Here is a 14,020-nt window from a genome sequence, read left to right on the forward strand (position 1 = left end):
GTTCCAATAGTCAGCGAGTTTTGGAAGAAATATATCAATAATATCAATGCGCGCCAAAATCGACCGCAACATACTGGCGACTTTTACGCGACATTCGACGGCGATTTTTCGGTGCTGCATTTTGCAGACAGAAACGGCGACCGCTGGGGCCGCCGTGGGTCTGTCGAAGTGTGGTAGCCGCTGGCGGGCGGCTCGAAAGGTCAACGGTGCACGATGTTAGTCTAAACACGGCGGGGGTTGGATCTGCCAAGGATCCGACCCCAATCCGTGCTGTGGACTGATTGTACCTGATTTGCCTTCGAACGACAATTCACCCTCAATCCCTAGCGGCTACACTCAGGCGCGACTCAGCGCCATGTATCGGGGATGGACAAGCCAACGATCCGCATCATCCGCCACGAGGAAAGCATCGAGGTCAGGGTTTCCCGGTTCTTCTATTTCGATGAGAACACCGGCCGGCGAACCATCACCAAGCGAATGAGCCGACAGGAAGCCGAAGAAGCCGCCAAGGCGGCTGCCCGCGCCGAACGGGACAGACAGCGATGATCCAGCGCAAGCCGCTCGAGCTGTCACCCGAAATCGCCCGCGGTTTTGTCCGAGCCATGAACGACTATTTCGCAGAGCCCGACAAATACAAGCGGGACGCCATCCTGGCGCATCAGCTCAGCGTCCTAAAGCAGTTCGATAACAAGCTGCGGCTGGACGACGTGAGAGTCCTCTTTGAGCAGATGAAGAAGTCTACCCGCCAGTGATCGTGTTGTCGGCAACCCAATGAAATGCGCAAAGGTTTTGCGCCGTCTGGTAGACCAACCAACCGTTGGCACCGGTATTGACCGAAGTCAGTGTGCCGGCGCTGTTAGTCCAGCCGCCATTGTAGAAGCTAAACTCGCTCGCGTTACCTGCCTGGTCGAAATAGGACATGCTCGACGAGGAGTTACGCTTTGTCACCGTGAACGGCACACTCAACGCACCGTGGCCGCTGCCAGAGTTTGGCGTTGCTATCGCAGAGAAGATGCCGTTAGCCCCGTTCGACCCGGGTGCGGTGCCATTGTCATAACTCGTTTCGTAGAAGCGCTTGCTCCAGACAATATCCTCGGCAGCCGTGCGGATTTCCGGTGTTGGCGGAGAGCTGACCGTTCCAGTCGCCGGGCCCGGCGTTGCGCGCCAGTCAAAGCCGCCAGCGATCGTGAAGCTGTCGCTGTTTGAGGCGCCGCACGCTCCGAAGCCGATATCGATGGAATCGCCAGCCGTGATGCCGCTGTTCGGCGCCCAGCTATAGGCTTCCGTCTGGCTCGTGCCGTTCGTCGTCGCCTGCAAATTGGCCGATGAGAGGTCTGTGCTAACAGACGTGTAGTTGTCCTGCGCGGTCGGATAATTCGCCTGGATCGTTGGGGTGACTGACGCGCCACAAGCATTTTTCCAGAGGAATTGGAAAGTGGTTTGTTGGCCGGCCAGCGGAGCGGCGTCATAGCTTTCGACCACGAACCGTACCTGGATAGCGGTCACGCTCGCGGCGCTGGTGATCTTGACGCAGTTATAGGTCAGCGATCCTGTTGGACAGCCTGAGGCGGTTTGCTGCTGACAGGTGACGCTCGCGCCAGTTGGCTTGACGTAAATGCCTTCGGCGCACCAGCCGCCCGAAGTTGTAATCGTGCAGGCCGAGCCGACGCAGCCATGAAACCACGCAACCAAGCTGGAATTGCGCAACTTGTTGAGGTAGCCACCACTCTGCGGCGTGTAGAGCGTGTTTCCGGAATTGAACGCTCCGAACAACGTTAGCGTGCCAGTCAAACCGTTTATGGAAGCGACCGAACCGACCGTGGAGACGTTCGCCAGCGTTGCCTTCTTCATCGTCGAGGTTGCTGAGTCCCATATCGGCACTTCATCAAGTGATGCCGGGTTAGATTTTATCGTCAGGGCGTCGATCGTCACATCGGTTGGAACAGCAGCGCTCGCGCTGTTGTTCATCTTGATCGTCCAGGGATTCGCCGGCACGGTTTGCAACAAGTTCTGATACAGGACCGAGAACGGGATTGCCTGCGCGGGCCCCGGGCCGTTCCCCAGACGTCCCAAGACAGAACTCGCAGGCAAGCTCTGCGGCATTTGCTGCGCAATCGCAGCAACCGACCAAACCAGCGCGCCGGCCGCGACGAAAAGGCGTTTCATTGGCCGCCTCCCGTCACGATAACGCCGACAACCTGATCAAGCTCTCCTTTGCAGCGAAGCACGGTGACAGTTTCGTCCTGCCCGCGGTCTGTCTTGCCGCGCTCTGTCACGATGCTGCAATCACTCGAGGCAAGGTCGGTTGGTAAGCCTTGCTCGTCGGCAAAAGCCGCAAGCGGGGCAAGAGCCGTGCTGATCGCAAAGGCGAGGGCCAGAAGTTTTCGCCGCATCGGAAACGTCCTTCATCGCGCTCAATGCGGTGAGCGGCCGAAAGACGTTTTTGCGCCGTTGTCCAAGGGCGGGGCTGGTTACGGAAAAGCCCAATCCGAAACGCTCTTGAAGGCGAGCGCTGCCTACTCGATCGGCAAGGATGCCGCGTTCAACAACCTGCTGTATTGCGCTTCAGTAAGTCCGGCGAGCGTCTTGAGAGTGTTCCCCAGCTCTCGCCAACGCGTGTTTCTGTCCTGCAATTCGCGAACCTCCGCGCGTTTCTGTTTCAATTCGCGCTTGAGCCCGACAATCGCTGTCTGCTGATCGCTCATGGCTCAAGCAAGGTAAGAGAGTGGAAACAATTTGGAGTTGCCATTTTAACACTTCTCGTCATCATGGCGGCTGTTCCAAAGGTCAAACAAGCTTTCGATTAGCCTTCCTATTGCAAGACAACTTACGACTATCCAACCAAACATCGCCGCGATGCTGACATATGTGAGCAGATTTCTCTCTGGAGACTTGGAGCCATTTTGGCCCCACGTAACATTGCTATCCGTAGCTGTGCTTTCAAGCATCGCCGTCGGAGTTGGAATAATTTTGGAGCGACCAAAGTATTCGCCGGCAGTCCACAGGGTGGCATTTTGGCTTGTAGTGGTCGGCATCGGCTTTGAAGCTGTCTGCACGATATTTTTGTTCGTGTTTGATGAAGGAATTAGCAACGCACAACAGCGAAAGATCGAAGCGGACCAGCGTAAAATCATCGCGTTAGAGAACAAATTGGCAGCTCGCGCGCTGAGTAGCGACCAAAGCGCGATGATCGTATCTCGGCTTTCAAAAGCGGCCCAAGATGCTGGCAAAATCTCATACGTCTTTTCGGCTACCGATGACGAGGAAATTTCGTTCGCTATAGACCTATCTGACAATGTGTTTTCCAAGCTCGGCTGGACCTGGGAAGACTGGCCAACAAATCCCAGCATATTAGAAATGACTACCCGTTTGCCGGGACGAAAAAAGGTCGGATGGGTACCGCTAAATGGTGTGCAAGTCCAAGCCTTCGACCCAAAGCTAGAGAAAGTCGTCGCAACGCTCGTGGCGGGGTTGAGAGATGCTGGGATTGAAAACGTTCGCACAGATCCAAAAGCAGATTCCGAATTGCAAAGTACTAATCCCCAAATGACCATCATAGTCATGGTTGGGATGAGGCCAACCCTTAGAATCCCGGCGGAGTAGGCCGCAGGCATGGTTATGCTGCCGCGTTCGCGATCAGATCAAGCCGACGTTGCAAGTCCGCCTTCAGTGCCGACGCGGCGGAAGCGTCTGCGCGCGCTTGTTCCTGTAGCTTCTTGGTCTCTGCCTCACGATCGGCGATGTCGGTCAACGCCGCATTGCGGTGCTGCTCGAATGCCTCTCGCTCAGCCGCAAGCTTCGCTTCCCGGTCAGCACATGCCTTGTCATGTTCGGCCTGTGCCTGCTTCAGACGATCAATCGCGGCGTCGGCTTCTGCCTTGGCCTTGTCGTGCGATGCAGTGGCCTCCTGGGCGCGTTTCACCGCCTGACCATTCGAAACGAGCTTGATTAGTTCGAACAAGCCTTCAAGCTGCGAAGCCGATGGCGGGGCAGGGGGATCGATGTTCGCGGGCTTCTCGCCGTTGGCAGCGGCGCGGGCGCGGGCCTCGGCTTCGGGCCCTTCGAGCCGGCGGATACCTGCGAAATGCCCTTCCATGTTCATCATCGTTCAAGCTCCATCAATTCGGCGGGCCGGAGGGTTGCTGCGTGATAGCGATGGCCGTTGTGCCGCCGGTCAGCAGCCAACGCTCAAACGCCTTCAGAATGTTCCTGATCTCCAGGTCGTTCATGTTCTTGCTCTGGCCGTCGAGGATGTTGAAGCGAAGCTCAACATCGCCAGCATTCGGCGCAAGAGAACCAACGGTGACGTCGTTCATCTTGAAACCGAATCCGCCGGTCTCGCGGGTCATTGAGAATGAAACGGCGGTCATGGCTCAGTCCTCGTCGTCATTGTCTGCGGCTGCGCGCTCGGCCGCGCGGCGGGCGTTGCATTCCGCGAGCTGCTTTTTCATGCGCGCCAGGGTTTCTTGGAAACCCTGTTCCGGGCCGTTCGGGTTGCGCTGGGTCTGCGACGCCACGTAGGCGTCAATGCAGTGCTGCGTCATGTTGTTGGCGCTGCCGACTCCGTCCTCGATCGGAAGGCCGTTCCTATCCGTCTTGAAGTTGACGCCGAAAACATCGCCGACGGCGAGCTTGTTGGCCTCCTTCTTGATCTGCCTGCGAACGTCCCGCGGGAGCATGTCGAGGCTGTTGACCTTGTAGGCCTTGAGCTGCTTGTCGATGAATTGCTCGGCAGAGACGGAATTGGCTTCAATCATGGTGGTGTCCTTTCAGTTTGTTTCTGCATAAAAGTTTGCGATGCGCTCGACCTCGACCATGTAAGTCTTGAGCATATCTGGCCAATCCGACCGATCGACTTTTGCCAGGGCATGGCCCGATACGTGGAGACAAGCCTCCATAATTTCCGTTGGCTTGGTTCTTTTGGTCTTGAACAACTCAGCAGCCTCGACGGCCCTGGACAGGGCTTCGGCATGGTTCGCTGGCATCTTCATCAGGCAGCACATATCGCCCTCAGTTCATGGTGGTTTCGCGCAGACGCTGAAACACGACGGCGCGTTCGACGGGATCAAGGCCCAACAAGACCTTCTTGCAGAAAAGCATCGCGTGGGCCGCGCGGTATTCCTGCGAGGCTGCGGCAAAGATCGTGACAACCTCGTCCGTCCTCGCGCAGGCGCGGTCAAAATCGTCATTGCTGATTCCCTGGGCGGGGCCTGTGTTCATAGCTGTGATCCAAATCCGCCGAGCCCCAGCGCCTGACCGGCCGGGCCAAGCGCTCTGCGCTGTGCAGCCTGCAGCAATCGCTTCTTGCGGTCCTCGTCTTCCTCGTCCTTGAGCTGGCCGGCGAGCGCATCGCCGCCGAGCCCGAGCGCCATTCCTGGAGCCGAATATCCCATCATCGCGAGGCCTCAAGTTTGATCGGGCTCGTCATGATGATGTTCAGGAGAAGCAGTTGCCGGCCGGCCTCATGATCGCCGGCGAGGTATTTGCCGCGCCACTCGGGATCACGAAACAGCGCGGACTTCTTCGCAGCCGCCTGCTTGTACTCGGTTTCGGAAACCGGCGCGCCGCCGCAAACGTGTGCGACAACATCATCGGGAAGGTCCGTCAGCGTGGCGATGTCGGCCGCGGTCTGCTCGTTCTGAGCTTCGACGGTCGGCTGACCGCTGATGACAGAGCCGGGCGCCGGCTGAAATGACTTCTCGTGCAGCGCATGCAATTCGTCGAAGGCGCTACGATCGTTCGAGTGATAGCGCTTGAGCCAAGCCGGGTCGCTCTTGAGCTCAATTATCTTTGCCTTGGCCTGCTCGGCCGGCGTGATCGGCGCCAGGAGATCGGCCGAGGCCTGCGTGCTGCGAGAAGCCGCGGTCGCAGAAGCGAGCTGCTCCGGCGTATAGGGAGCGATGTCGGTCATGCAGCCTCGCTTTCGGTGTCGTCGCGCACCGCCGGCAGGGGCATGGACTTGATGTCGGCGATCAGCGCCGCAGCGCTCTTGATGTCGGCTTCCGCCAGGCTGCCGAGCCGCTCGGGGAGAGCGGTCAGCAGGGTGTGTGCGTTACCCGGCGATTTCATGTGGAGCGCCGCGCCGATGTGGTTGTCGGCATAGCCGTACATGAAGCCCTCGAAGATCTTCAGCGAGGGAAACAAATCGGCCGGCCACTTATCGAAGGGCTTGCGCTTCGCAGCCCGGTATTCCTTCAGGGCGGCCGCCAGATCGTCAACGGCCTTATCGATCTTCGCCGCAATACCGGCGGTTTCGGACAGTGACTTCTCGAACGCGGCGAGAGCCTCGGTCTTACGCTGCTCACGGTCGGCAGTTCGTTCCTTGCGGCCCTGCTTGCCGAGCGCTGCGAGCTTCTGCTGGTTCAGGGCGATGCGCTTTTCGATCGCGGCGATTTTTTCCGTGATCTTGATAGCCTCGCTGTCGTCCTCGCTGAGCAGCGCGGCGGACAGGGCCGTGCGCAGCGCCGCTATTTCCTGCTCCCCCGCCTCAATCAGGCGCTTGGCGGTGGCGATCTTCTGCGGTGTCGCCGGTTTCACGACTTCGGCTATTTTTGCCATGAGGTTCCTTGTCCCTTCAAATGCTCGGGGTGCCGGAGCCGCCGGCGGTGCTGCCACCGGCGGCGCGCTGGCGCTGGTAGGCAAGATCGGCAAGTCCGGTGATGAGAATCCGCCGAGCAACCTCCGTAGGGCTTCTTTCGTCAGCATCAGCCAAATCCTTCAGAAGCGCGAAGGCCGGGTCGGCCAGGCGCATGGCGATCTGCTTTTCCATCTTCTTTTCGTGACGCATGGATCATCCTCTCGCGGAGACCATGCGCTACCTTCGGTATCCTCAGCAAAGACCCGAAAAGTTGCCGCGCTATTCGACGAATTTGAAGCTGCCCTGGTCTGCGGACGGTTCGGTCTGCCGCGGTGTGGTCGGCGCCCGCTGGCGCTGCACCCAGCGCGGCCGCATCCTCGTCGCCTTGGCCTCATCCTCGACCAGCACCACGACCGCGATCCTTAGGCCGAGTGCGTCAAGCACCTCCTGCATCGTCCGCGCCGTAAGATCCTTCGAAGGCCGAGCTGCCGCAATCTTGCTGAAGTAGCTCGTCGGCAAGCCCGTGATCGCTTCGACGGTCGCGCAGGAGATGTTCAACTCATCCTGCCGGGCCCGTAGCGCGGCTCGTAATTCGGCTTTGCTGCGGATGAGCCTTCTCATGCCCTACACCGGAATAGCGCACGGGTGAGTCAGGCTGGCCCGCCGTGAGCCATTCCAGCAAACAGGCCCCGGTCTATTCAGTGATGCACAGGGGCAACAATGTTTTGGGGAGCGGCGCGAAACGGAGCGGAGATATCGATCTACAATAGCGAGGCCGAGAGTCGGGGTACGGCATGGGGTGCCGGGTCTATTTGCCGACCAATCCAATAGGAGGGTTGCGCCGGATTCCCTGCGTTTCGCCAGGCCTCGCGCGCGCGTCTGCTTCCAAGAGTGTTCAAGGTCTTGAGAGATCGCGCGCGTGTAAATCCCCTCCGACCGTGGCTTTCGACCGTGGCTTTCGTCGATTGTCGCCGAAAACGTAACGCGATCAGGCAAGTTTGACGGATGCACGTTCCGCCGATGGCTGTCAGCGATCGATTGCCAGCGGGTAGCAGCGGTATCGTGGGTAGCAGCAATCGAGGCAGAACTAACCCGGTGATAACCGGTACAACTTCGCCTGGGCAGGTTTCCCGAACGCAGGAAATAGGTTGGCAGCGATCGGCCGGATTTGAAAGTTACTACGCATGCAGGCCGAATGAGGTCTTTCCCACCCCATTCCATCACATGCCGACATAGCCGACAAACACGACAAATGCCGACAATGTCCGGTGATGTCCGGCAAGTCCGTAGGGTGGGCCAACCGGACAGGACAGGACACAACCCTATAGGGTGTGTCCGGTATGTCCGGTGTCCGCCCGGACCAACTCTGTCCTGTTGTGCTGATCGCCTATCGTCACGATTCGGCGTGCTAGCTGTTCGGCTGGTCATTGATCGACCCTCCAAAGCCATTCGCGGCCGTCTTGGGTAGCGGTGGCGAGGTCCGGGGGCAGTTTGTCCAGCAGGCGCCTGAAAGCCTTCTGCCTGGCCTCGGCTGCCTTCTTGGAATCCTCCTCGTCGGTGACGTAGCGGCGGTAAAATTCGGCGCGGACATTGCGCACCTCAACGGCTCGGACAATCGGCCCGTCGGTGCGGACGCGGATGTCCTGTCCGGTCGTGTCCGCAGCCTCGGCTGCTGCCTCGCGCAGCAGGATCACGGATCGCGCGTCAGCTTTCCCTCGCTTGGTGCGGGTAACGGATTGCCCGGGTTCGCCTGGGACCACGACCAGCGATCCGAAGGGATCGCCGTCGTCGTCCATGCCGAGCTCGTGACCTCTCAGTTCGAACGGCGCGATCGGACCTTCCAAACCATCGCGGGCCTTGGCCAGCGCCAACTCGCGGCCGGATACCTTGCCGGTCCGGTCATCGCGGTCAGCGAGCACGCTCAAGACCACGTCGGCGCCACCACGCCAAAGCGAGCCACCACGCAAACCGGCCGCGTCCTGTTTCCCGTAATGGTGTACTGGACACACTAGCCCGTTGATGCGGGTTTCAAACTCGCGGAGTTTGCCAATCACCTTAGCAATCTCGGCGTTGCTGTTCTCGTCCTCCATCGAGAAGTTGGCCGCGATGGTGTCGAAAAAAGCGGCCCCCAGCGGGATTCCAAACTGATCTTTGAGGTAGCTGCCAAGCTCGAGGAGATGCTGGGCAGTGCGATCTACGTCGTCGGCTGTCTTGATCTCAGGCAGGTCACCGCGCCAGGCAATCGGCAACTGGCGAATGTCCAGGCCGCGGGCCTGAGCGTCGGCTGTAAGGCGGTTGCCGATGTTCTCGGTGCCTTCCTTCGAGACAATCGCAGATGCAATGCGGCGTTTGACAGTGCGGCCGAAGAACGGCGTGGCACTCGCCAGCGAATTCGCCATGTGGCAGGCCATAAACGTCTTGCCGGCACCAGATTGGCCGCCGATGAACAATATCCCACGATGAGGAGCAATTCCCTTGATAAGCATCCGTGGTGCGCTGACGCGGTGCTCGGTGAGGAAATGCCAGCCCGGAGGCTTGATCGGCATAGGGTGGTCGATTGCCTCCCTAAGCGCTGCAAGGCCATTCGTGAGCGCGTAGGCGTTAGCGTCGGGGCTCATGCGGCCTCCTGAGATTGTGGTAGCAGGATCGAACGCACTTCAACGCCACGCCGCGCGACACTGTCGGCGAGCGTGCCGGCAAACTTCCGGCCGTCCTTGTCGTCGTCGACGATGATGGTGACGGCCTCGATGTAGAACGGTAGGCAGTCGGCAAGAGCTGGCAGTCGCGGGGCCGCTCCTGCTGCCCATGCGCCAAGTCCAGTTGCCTCATGAACGGATAGGGCGTCCTCGATGCCCTCGGCGATCGCCATGCCGAATAAATCGTTGGCCGGCGCCAAGACGATCGGCGAGCCGAACGAACGGCCGATCATGATCTTGTCGCGTTCGCTTCCGGCCTTGCCGCGTCCGCCCGGAGCAAGCCGCGTGATGTGAACGCCTCGCAGCGCATCGGCCGGCATGTGAATGATTCCGGGTTCGCCTTCCACGGCTAGGCCAAACGCCGCAATCATCGCGGCCGGATGATCGCCGCGGCCCGGGAGAAAGCCCAGGCTGCCGGGAAGCTGGCCGGCATAGCCGCGGGCCCCGCGCAGATAGGTTTCAGCGTCGGTGCCTTCAATCGGCCGGCGCTGGGTCCACAGCCAGCGCGCCTTGTCGAGACGTTCGGCGGCGGCCACGCTCTCACGCTCGGCGGCTTCGGCGCGCGCGCGTTCCAGCGCAACGGGATCAGGTGCCGGCGCAAAGCGATCGCGGGCAAAGCCCTTTTCGCCACACCGTGCGCAATGATAACTCGCGAAGCCCGGATCCAGCCGCCATACGCGCATCACCTTGCGGCGCTGGTTTACCGCGGCGCGCTTGGTAGGTCCGCACAGCGGGCAGGGTGTGTCATGCCGGCCAATGCGGCCGTTCGTGATGGCGTCGATCAGATCAAGACCAAGCTCAGACATGCTCGGTCTCGCGTTTCGGCTTGTTGCGGCCGATCTGGCTCAACCGGCAATGCCAGCTTGCGGCTGAAAGACCGTGACGCTTTGCGCCGTCCTGGGCGGTCCATTCATCAAGCGAAAGCCTGCCTTCAATGTAGACGCGGGCGCCCTTTACCAGTTTGTCCGCGGCCTCGATCGCGGCAGGATCAAACACCGTGACGTTGACCCATTGCACGGCGTCGCCGTCGCCAATGCGGACATTCATTCGGAGATAGCGTTTGCCGGCCTGTGAAGTCTTGCTTTCGGCGTTGCGCGACAACGCGCCAAAGAATGCTGCTTCGATTCCGCTCATGGCATATCCCCGATATGTTCGAGGGCCACACCAAGCGGTGATGTCGGATTACCGCGAACGTCACGGCTCAGTGCGTGGCGCAACGTGTCGAGGTCGGCGCCATGTTGTAGGGCAATGCTGGCGAGGATCGCAGCGTCCGCGGCAAGTATCCCCAGCGCTGACCCGACCTTGTGGCAGTCGATGAAAATTTCACCGAGCTGGCCGTTGGCAAACCGCGAAATGGTCGCACTGAACGGCGTTCCCGAAAATTCGAAGTCGAAGCGCTCGCTAGCGCGGCGATCAGGAAGGCGCTGCCGGCTAGGTTTGCGGTCTTTGCTGTCGGTCGGAGGGTCGAGTAAGGACATCGCACGAATTCTCGGTTCTGGAAGGCTGCGGATTCGGATTTGCTCCTGGAACGGTCCGGCTTGTCGGAGGCCGGGCCGTTCGCGTTTCAGGGCTAGGCCGCGCGGCCGCGGCGCTCGGCTTCCCGCGCGAGCCTGCGATCGACGTAATTTGCGATGGATTTGACGGTGATCCGGCGCGCCGTGCCTTCGGTGTAGCTTTCCAGCTCGCCCGCATTGATCAGCTCGTAGAGCTTTTTGCGCGAGACCTGGATGACCTTCATGGCTTGGTTCGGGGACGCAACGAGCGGGGATTCCAGCGTGATGATCGTTGGCGGTGACATTCGGAAGCGCCTTTGTGGTTATGACTGGCGCTTAGTGTTTCCTGCCGTGCTTAGGCTAACAACGCACTCAAATTTGCCGCATGCTAAAGACGAGACAATTCATTGAAAAATATGGAGTTCTGACAGTTCTTAGCATCAGCAAAACTGCCTCTGGCATCAAAAAAGCCCCGCTTCCAGGAGCTTTCTTTCGTCGCTTGGCATCTGGCCGGATGACTGTGCTCACCGGTGAGGAACTACCTGCTTAGCCCTAAGCAGCCGCTCTTTTAGGAAGGTTGTGCTTCAGCCTGAAGCAAGATCGGAAATAGCCCGAGGCATGGTCAGGAGCCACCTGCTTACTAGCAAGCAGCGCTCGGAAATAGCCAGAAAAAAGCCCCTGCCAAACAGGGGCTTTACGATACGACGTTGACTGGGTTGACGCGGCAACTAGCCGGCGTTGGCCGCACGCATCGGGATGATGTTTGCGGATTGAATGAAGTCGGCCCAATCCTTCATGAGCGCGCGCCGCTTCTCGAGCTTCTGGCCCCGCTGATAAGCGGCCGTCGTTTCGGACTTGTATTTGTGCGCGAGCGCCGCCTCACGAACGCCGTCCGGGTAATCGGTGCATTCCTCGGCCCAAGTTGCAAACGTCGATCGGAAGCCGTGCACGGTGACGTGGCCGTAATCTAGGCGGTTCAGCACCGCCAACATTGCGTTTTCGGAAAACACGCCGCCTTCCGGATTCGGGAAAATCAACTCGCCTTGTTGGCCCTCAGCCATCTTGTCCAGGATCGCGAGTGCGGGCTCGGTCAGCGGCACGACGTGATCTTGATCCATCTTCATTCGCTCGCCCGGGATCTTCCATGTCGACGTGGGGCGATCGATTTCGGACCAGCGAGCCTCTACAACTTCATTTGTCCGACACGCGGTGAAGATCACAAAGCGCAGCATCACCGCGGCAGTACCCGCCGCGGCGGACAGCGCAGGCATGAACTGCGGCGCCTCGGCATAGGGGAGGGCAGGGTGATGCTGTACGACCCGCTTCGGCCGCTTCGGAAGTTTCTCGCGCAACTGTTTCGTCAGTTCGGCCGGATTGTGGAAGTCCTTGTCGTCGACGTCGACATTCTTCGCGATGATGGTTTCAATCCGACCGCGGACGCGGTTCGCTGTCTCGCGCTTTTCGATCCAGATGGGCTTGAGCAAATCGTGGATATGGCTGGGCTTGATTTCAACAATCGTGAGCTGGCCGATCGTTGGGTAAGCATATCGCTTTAGCGATGACGGCCACTGCGCGCGGTGCTTGCTGCTCCAACTGTTCCAATGCTCGTCGATGTAGGCTTGCGCGCACTCCTCGAAGGTCTTGGCCTTCTCCGCAATCTCGGTCGCTTTCTTCTCTTCGCGCGCGTCTCTCTTTTCCTGAACGAGGTCCACGCCAGCAGTATTGCGGTCACCTTTCACCAGCAACCGCGCTGCGTCGCGAGCCAGCCGCGCATCCTTCAGCGACACATCCTTGAATGAGCCCAGGCCGTGCCAGCGCTCCTTGCCTTTGAACCAATATCGATAGCTCCAGTTCTTTGACGTCTCGCTGGCGACGATCAGGTAGAGCCCGCCGCCGTCGGCGTACTTGCCGGGCTTCGTTTCACGCTCGACATCGAGAGGTTTCAGTTTGCCAGCCATGTGTTTTCCCCTTGAATCCGTCCTCCGAACCTACGGCCAAAAGCTACGGTTTGCGCGGTGACTAGGGGTAACACCCGGTAATATTGGGTGCTAGGCTTTCCGCACTACTCGTTGATTTTGCTGTGGATTCGATACAGTGAGATACATCGGGAAACAGTCTACTGGCGGAAAGGGTGGGATTCGAACCCACGGTACCCTTGCGGGCACGCCGGTTTTCAAGACCGGTGCCTTAAACCACTCGGCCACCTTTCCGAAGCCAGCGACTTCAACCATCTGATCGTTGAAAATTCAAGAACAGCCATGGGGTTGGACTAATATTTCAGCCCATCTTTCGTCGTCTCACCCGGGCTGCGTCCAATCCTTCGACAGTCCCATTCGCAATGTCGTGAACGAGCGCGATGCGGACCGCAAGCCGAAGAAGCACCAGCAGAAAATCGACGGCGGCGAAAACCGTACAATCTCACTTCGACACGTATCGAAATGAGATGGCGGAACGGATGTTATACAGGTCCCGTTGAACCGACGCGAACCAAGGGACCATTCCACATGACTGATCAAGCGACCACAACAGACTAGGTTCACACGCAGCCGCGTTTGCTGCTGCCGCGGAATGATCCCGGCGTAACGGGTACTGACGTCAACCCTCTGATCGCGAAGCTGCGGCGTGAGCCGCGCGAACGACAGGTGACCTGCGATGAAAAACTCATCGCGGGCAGGGCGGCCGCGTGCCGCTGACATCAAGATCAACAAGCGCTGGAGATAATCAATGGAGCCTCACACAACGAAACTTGCGGAAATGATCAGCCGAAGGTCGGCGATCGGAACGTTCGCCGCCGTCATCGCGGCCTGCAATTTCACACCAGGCGCGATTTCACCATCTCACTCACGGGAGCAAGGAGCCAAAAGCATGAGCAAATATGCCATCAACCAGAAAACGATCGGAGAAGCTGTCGCCAATGGTGGAGTGCTGGTCGTGGCCCAATGGGAAGCCAAGGACGGGCAGGCCGACAGGGTCGCCGACATTCTCGACCAGTTCCTGCCGGAAGCACAGCGCGATCCGGGTTCGCAACTGTTTCTCATCGGACGCAACAAGGAGAATCCGGCGCAGTTTCTGTTCTACGAACTGTTCCGGGACGAAGCAGCCCTGAAGGCGCACGCGGAAAGCGACTACTTCAAGACCTATATCGCCGGTCAGGCGCTGCCGCTGCTGGCAAAGCGCGAGCGCGCGCAATACGTCCTGCTGTGAGCCTCTATTCAGACCACGAAAGGCGGCGGATCACTCCGCCGCCTTTTTCA

The 14,020-nt window shown here is 59.4% G+C and carries 23 protein-coding genes and 1 tRNA gene; 4 read left to right on the forward strand and 20 right to left on the reverse strand.

Translation table 11 applies throughout. The features are described from left to right. Positions 1-366 precede the first annotated feature (366 nt). Together VFB05_RS16670 and VFB05_RS16675 are read left to right on the forward strand one after the other, a co-directional pair. The gene (locus tag VFB05_RS16670) at positions 367-546 is read left to right on the forward strand and encodes a hypothetical protein (RefSeq protein ID WP_325013868.1); all 180 of its coding nucleotides are present in this window, start codon (positions 367-369) and stop codon (positions 544-546) included. Next, entirely contained in the window at positions 543-752 is a 210-nt protein-coding gene (locus VFB05_RS16675; RefSeq protein WP_325013870.1) for a hypothetical protein, read from the forward strand. Before VFB05_RS16670 ends, VFB05_RS16675 begins: the two co-directional genes overlap by 4 nt. On the opposite strand, the gene VFB05_RS16680 is transcribed toward VFB05_RS16675, so the two are convergent. The 3 genes from VFB05_RS16680 to VFB05_RS16690 all read right to left on the reverse strand — a co-directional run bounded on the left by VFB05_RS16680 (position 739) and on the right by VFB05_RS16690 (position 2,705). Continuing rightward, on the reverse strand, positions 739-2,166 hold the full coding sequence (locus VFB05_RS16680) for a hypothetical protein (RefSeq protein ID WP_325013872.1): 1,428 nt from the start codon (positions 2,164-2,166) through the stop codon (positions 739-741). The two genes, VFB05_RS16675 and VFB05_RS16680, sit on opposite strands and share 14 nt — an antisense overlap. Next, the gene (locus tag VFB05_RS16685; protein WP_325013874.1) at positions 2,163-2,393 is read right to left on the reverse strand and encodes a hypothetical protein; all 231 of its coding nucleotides are present in this window, start codon (positions 2,391-2,393) and stop codon (positions 2,163-2,165) included. Before VFB05_RS16685 ends, VFB05_RS16680 begins: the two co-directional genes overlap by 4 nt. A 123-nt stretch (positions 2,394-2,516) precedes the next feature. After that, the gene (locus tag VFB05_RS16690) at positions 2,517-2,705 is read right to left on the reverse strand and encodes a hypothetical protein (RefSeq protein ID WP_325013876.1); all 189 of its coding nucleotides are present in this window, start codon (positions 2,703-2,705) and stop codon (positions 2,517-2,519) included. Between the two features lie 301 nt (positions 2,706-3,006). Here VFB05_RS16690 and VFB05_RS16695 point away from each other — a divergent pair, with 301 nt between their 5' ends. Next, positions 3,007-3,603 (forward strand): hypothetical protein, encoded by a 597-nt coding sequence (locus VFB05_RS16695; RefSeq protein WP_325013878.1) that lies wholly within the window; start codon positions 3,007-3,009, stop codon positions 3,601-3,603. Between the two features lie 13 nt (positions 3,604-3,616). On the opposite strand, the gene VFB05_RS16700 is transcribed toward VFB05_RS16695, so the two are convergent. The 17 genes from VFB05_RS16700 to VFB05_RS16780 form a co-directional block, all read right to left on the reverse strand. Then, positions 3,617-4,096 carry a hypothetical protein gene (locus VFB05_RS16700; protein ID WP_325013880.1) on the reverse strand — a complete coding sequence of 160 codons (480 nt, stop codon included), beginning with the start codon at positions 4,094-4,096 and terminating at the stop codon, positions 3,617-3,619. A gap of 22 nt (positions 4,097-4,118) precedes the next feature. Further along, positions 4,119-4,349, reverse strand: a complete 231-nt coding sequence (locus VFB05_RS16705) for a hypothetical protein (protein WP_325013882.1) — start codon at positions 4,347-4,349, stop codon at positions 4,119-4,121. Between the two features lie 24 nt (positions 4,350-4,373). Continuing rightward, a complete protein-coding gene (locus tag VFB05_RS16710; RefSeq protein WP_325013884.1) occupies positions 4,374-4,757 on the reverse strand; it encodes a hypothetical protein in 384 nt (127 codons plus the stop codon). Between the two features lie 12 nt (positions 4,758-4,769). Beyond that, on the reverse strand, positions 4,770-4,991 hold the full coding sequence (locus VFB05_RS16715; RefSeq protein ID WP_325013885.1) for a hypothetical protein: 222 nt from the start codon (positions 4,989-4,991) through the stop codon (positions 4,770-4,772). Positions 4,992-5,010: 19 nt separating this feature from the next. Further along, complete coding sequence (locus VFB05_RS16720; protein WP_325013887.1) at positions 5,011-5,220, reverse strand: hypothetical protein; 210 nt, start codon at positions 5,218-5,220, stop codon at positions 5,011-5,013. Further along, on the reverse strand, positions 5,217-5,396 hold the full coding sequence (locus VFB05_RS16725) for a hypothetical protein (RefSeq protein ID WP_325013889.1): 180 nt from the start codon (positions 5,394-5,396) through the stop codon (positions 5,217-5,219). Before VFB05_RS16725 ends, VFB05_RS16720 begins: the two co-directional genes overlap by 4 nt. After that, positions 5,393-5,911 (reverse strand): hypothetical protein, encoded by a 519-nt coding sequence (locus tag VFB05_RS16730; RefSeq protein ID WP_325013891.1) that lies wholly within the window; start codon positions 5,909-5,911, stop codon positions 5,393-5,395. Before VFB05_RS16730 ends, VFB05_RS16725 begins: the two co-directional genes overlap by 4 nt. Then, entirely contained in the window at positions 5,908-6,558 is a 651-nt protein-coding gene (locus VFB05_RS16735; protein ID WP_325013893.1) for a hypothetical protein, read from the reverse strand. The genes VFB05_RS16730 and VFB05_RS16735 overlap by 4 nt, the downstream gene beginning before the upstream one ends. A 16-nt stretch (positions 6,559-6,574) precedes the next feature. Next, positions 6,575-6,787 (reverse strand): hypothetical protein, encoded by a 213-nt coding sequence (locus VFB05_RS16740; RefSeq protein WP_325013895.1) that lies wholly within the window; start codon positions 6,785-6,787, stop codon positions 6,575-6,577. 69 nt (positions 6,788-6,856) lie between these two features. Further along, positions 6,857-7,198 carry a hypothetical protein gene (locus tag VFB05_RS16745; protein WP_325013897.1) on the reverse strand — a complete coding sequence of 114 codons (342 nt, stop codon included), beginning with the start codon at positions 7,196-7,198 and terminating at the stop codon, positions 6,857-6,859. Positions 7,199-8,001: 803 nt separating this feature from the next. Continuing rightward, the gene (locus tag VFB05_RS16750) at positions 8,002-9,195 is read right to left on the reverse strand and encodes an AAA family ATPase (RefSeq protein ID WP_325013899.1); all 1,194 of its coding nucleotides are present in this window, start codon (positions 9,193-9,195) and stop codon (positions 8,002-8,004) included. After that, on the reverse strand, positions 9,192-10,079 hold the full coding sequence (locus VFB05_RS16755) for a DUF7146 domain-containing protein (protein WP_325013901.1): 888 nt from the start codon (positions 10,077-10,079) through the stop codon (positions 9,192-9,194). Before VFB05_RS16755 ends, VFB05_RS16750 begins: the two co-directional genes overlap by 4 nt. Then, positions 10,072-10,407 carry a single-stranded DNA-binding protein gene (locus VFB05_RS16760; RefSeq protein ID WP_325013903.1) on the reverse strand — a complete coding sequence of 112 codons (336 nt, stop codon included), beginning with the start codon at positions 10,405-10,407 and terminating at the stop codon, positions 10,072-10,074. Before VFB05_RS16760 ends, VFB05_RS16755 begins: the two co-directional genes overlap by 8 nt. Next, a complete protein-coding gene (locus VFB05_RS16765) occupies positions 10,404-10,751 on the reverse strand; it encodes a hypothetical protein (RefSeq protein WP_325013905.1) in 348 nt (115 codons plus the stop codon). The genes VFB05_RS16760 and VFB05_RS16765 overlap by 4 nt, the downstream gene beginning before the upstream one ends. 92 nt (positions 10,752-10,843) lie before the next feature. After that, on the reverse strand, positions 10,844-11,071 hold the full coding sequence (locus VFB05_RS16770; protein WP_325013907.1) for a helix-turn-helix domain-containing protein: 228 nt from the start codon (positions 11,069-11,071) through the stop codon (positions 10,844-10,846). A 423-nt stretch (positions 11,072-11,494) separates the two neighbouring features. Continuing rightward, positions 11,495-12,724, reverse strand: coding sequence for a tyrosine-type recombinase/integrase (locus VFB05_RS16775; protein WP_325013909.1), 1,230 nt, complete (start codon positions 12,722-12,724; stop codon positions 11,495-11,497). A gap of 162 nt (positions 12,725-12,886) precedes the next feature. After that, a tRNA-Ser gene (locus tag VFB05_RS16780) sits at positions 12,887-12,976 on the reverse strand. Positions 12,977-13,631: 655 nt separating this feature from the next. Between VFB05_RS16780 and VFB05_RS16785 the strand changes: the two genes are divergently transcribed. Next, the gene (locus VFB05_RS16785) at positions 13,632-13,970 is read left to right on the forward strand and encodes a putative quinol monooxygenase (RefSeq protein WP_325013911.1); all 339 of its coding nucleotides are present in this window, start codon (positions 13,632-13,634) and stop codon (positions 13,968-13,970) included. Positions 13,971-14,020: the final 50 nt, after the last annotated feature.

This window comes from Bradyrhizobium sp., from assembly GCF_035652035.1.
Classification (GTDB): Bacteria; Pseudomonadota; Alphaproteobacteria; order Rhizobiales; family Xanthobacteraceae; genus Bradyrhizobium.

Coding starts and splice junctions, on each gene's coding strand:
- VFB05_RS16670 (WP_325013868.1), top strand. CDS start 367: ATGGACAAGCCAACGATCCGCATCATCCGCCACGAGGAAAGCATCGAG.
- VFB05_RS16675 (WP_325013870.1), top strand. CDS start 543: ATGATCCAGCGCAAGCCGCTCGAGCTGTCACCCGAAATCGCCCGCGGT.
- VFB05_RS16680 (WP_325013872.1), bottom strand. CDS start 2,166: ATGAAACGCCTTTTCGTCGCGGCCGGCGCGCTGGTTTGGTCGGTTGCT.
- VFB05_RS16685 (WP_325013874.1), bottom strand. CDS start 2,393: ATGCGGCGAAAACTTCTGGCCCTCGCCTTTGCGATCAGCACGGCTCTT.
- VFB05_RS16690 (WP_325013876.1), bottom strand. CDS start 2,705: ATGAGCGATCAGCAGACAGCGATTGTCGGGCTCAAGCGCGAATTGAAA.
- VFB05_RS16700 (WP_325013880.1), bottom strand. CDS start 4,096: ATGGAAGGGCATTTCGCAGGTATCCGCCGGCTCGAAGGGCCCGAAGCC.
- VFB05_RS16705 (WP_325013882.1), bottom strand. CDS start 4,349: ATGACCCGCGAGACCGGCGGATTCGGTTTCAAGATGAACGACGTCACC.
- VFB05_RS16710 (WP_325013884.1), bottom strand. CDS start 4,757: ATGATTGAAGCCAATTCCGTCTCTGCCGAGCAATTCATCGACAAGCAG.
- VFB05_RS16715 (WP_325013885.1), bottom strand. CDS start 4,991: ATGAAGATGCCAGCGAACCATGCCGAAGCCCTGTCCAGGGCCGTCGAG.
- VFB05_RS16720 (WP_325013887.1), bottom strand. CDS start 5,220: ATGAACACAGGCCCCGCCCAGGGAATCAGCAATGACGATTTTGACCGC.
- VFB05_RS16725 (WP_325013889.1), bottom strand. CDS start 5,396: ATGATGGGATATTCGGCTCCAGGAATGGCGCTCGGGCTCGGCGGCGAT.
- VFB05_RS16730 (WP_325013891.1), bottom strand. CDS start 5,911: ATGACCGACATCGCTCCCTATACGCCGGAGCAGCTCGCTTCTGCGACC.
- VFB05_RS16735 (WP_325013893.1), bottom strand. CDS start 6,558: ATGGCAAAAATAGCCGAAGTCGTGAAACCGGCGACACCGCAGAAGATC.
- VFB05_RS16740 (WP_325013895.1), bottom strand. CDS start 6,787: ATGCGTCACGAAAAGAAGATGGAAAAGCAGATCGCCATGCGCCTGGCC.
- VFB05_RS16745 (WP_325013897.1), bottom strand. CDS start 7,198: ATGAGAAGGCTCATCCGCAGCAAAGCCGAATTACGAGCCGCGCTACGG.
- VFB05_RS16750 (WP_325013899.1), bottom strand. CDS start 9,195: ATGAGCCCCGACGCTAACGCCTACGCGCTCACGAATGGCCTTGCAGCG.
- VFB05_RS16755 (WP_325013901.1), bottom strand. CDS start 10,079: ATGTCTGAGCTTGGTCTTGATCTGATCGACGCCATCACGAACGGCCGC.
- VFB05_RS16760 (WP_325013903.1), bottom strand. CDS start 10,407: ATGAGCGGAATCGAAGCAGCATTCTTTGGCGCGTTGTCGCGCAACGCC.
- VFB05_RS16765 (WP_325013905.1), bottom strand. CDS start 10,751: ATGTCCTTACTCGACCCTCCGACCGACAGCAAAGACCGCAAACCTAGC.
- VFB05_RS16770 (WP_325013907.1), bottom strand. CDS start 11,071: ATGTCACCGCCAACGATCATCACGCTGGAATCCCCGCTCGTTGCGTCC.
- VFB05_RS16775 (WP_325013909.1), bottom strand. CDS start 12,724: ATGGCTGGCAAACTGAAACCTCTCGATGTCGAGCGTGAAACGAAGCCC.
- VFB05_RS16785 (WP_325013911.1), top strand. CDS start 13,632: ATGAGCAAATATGCCATCAACCAGAAAACGATCGGAGAAGCTGTCGCC.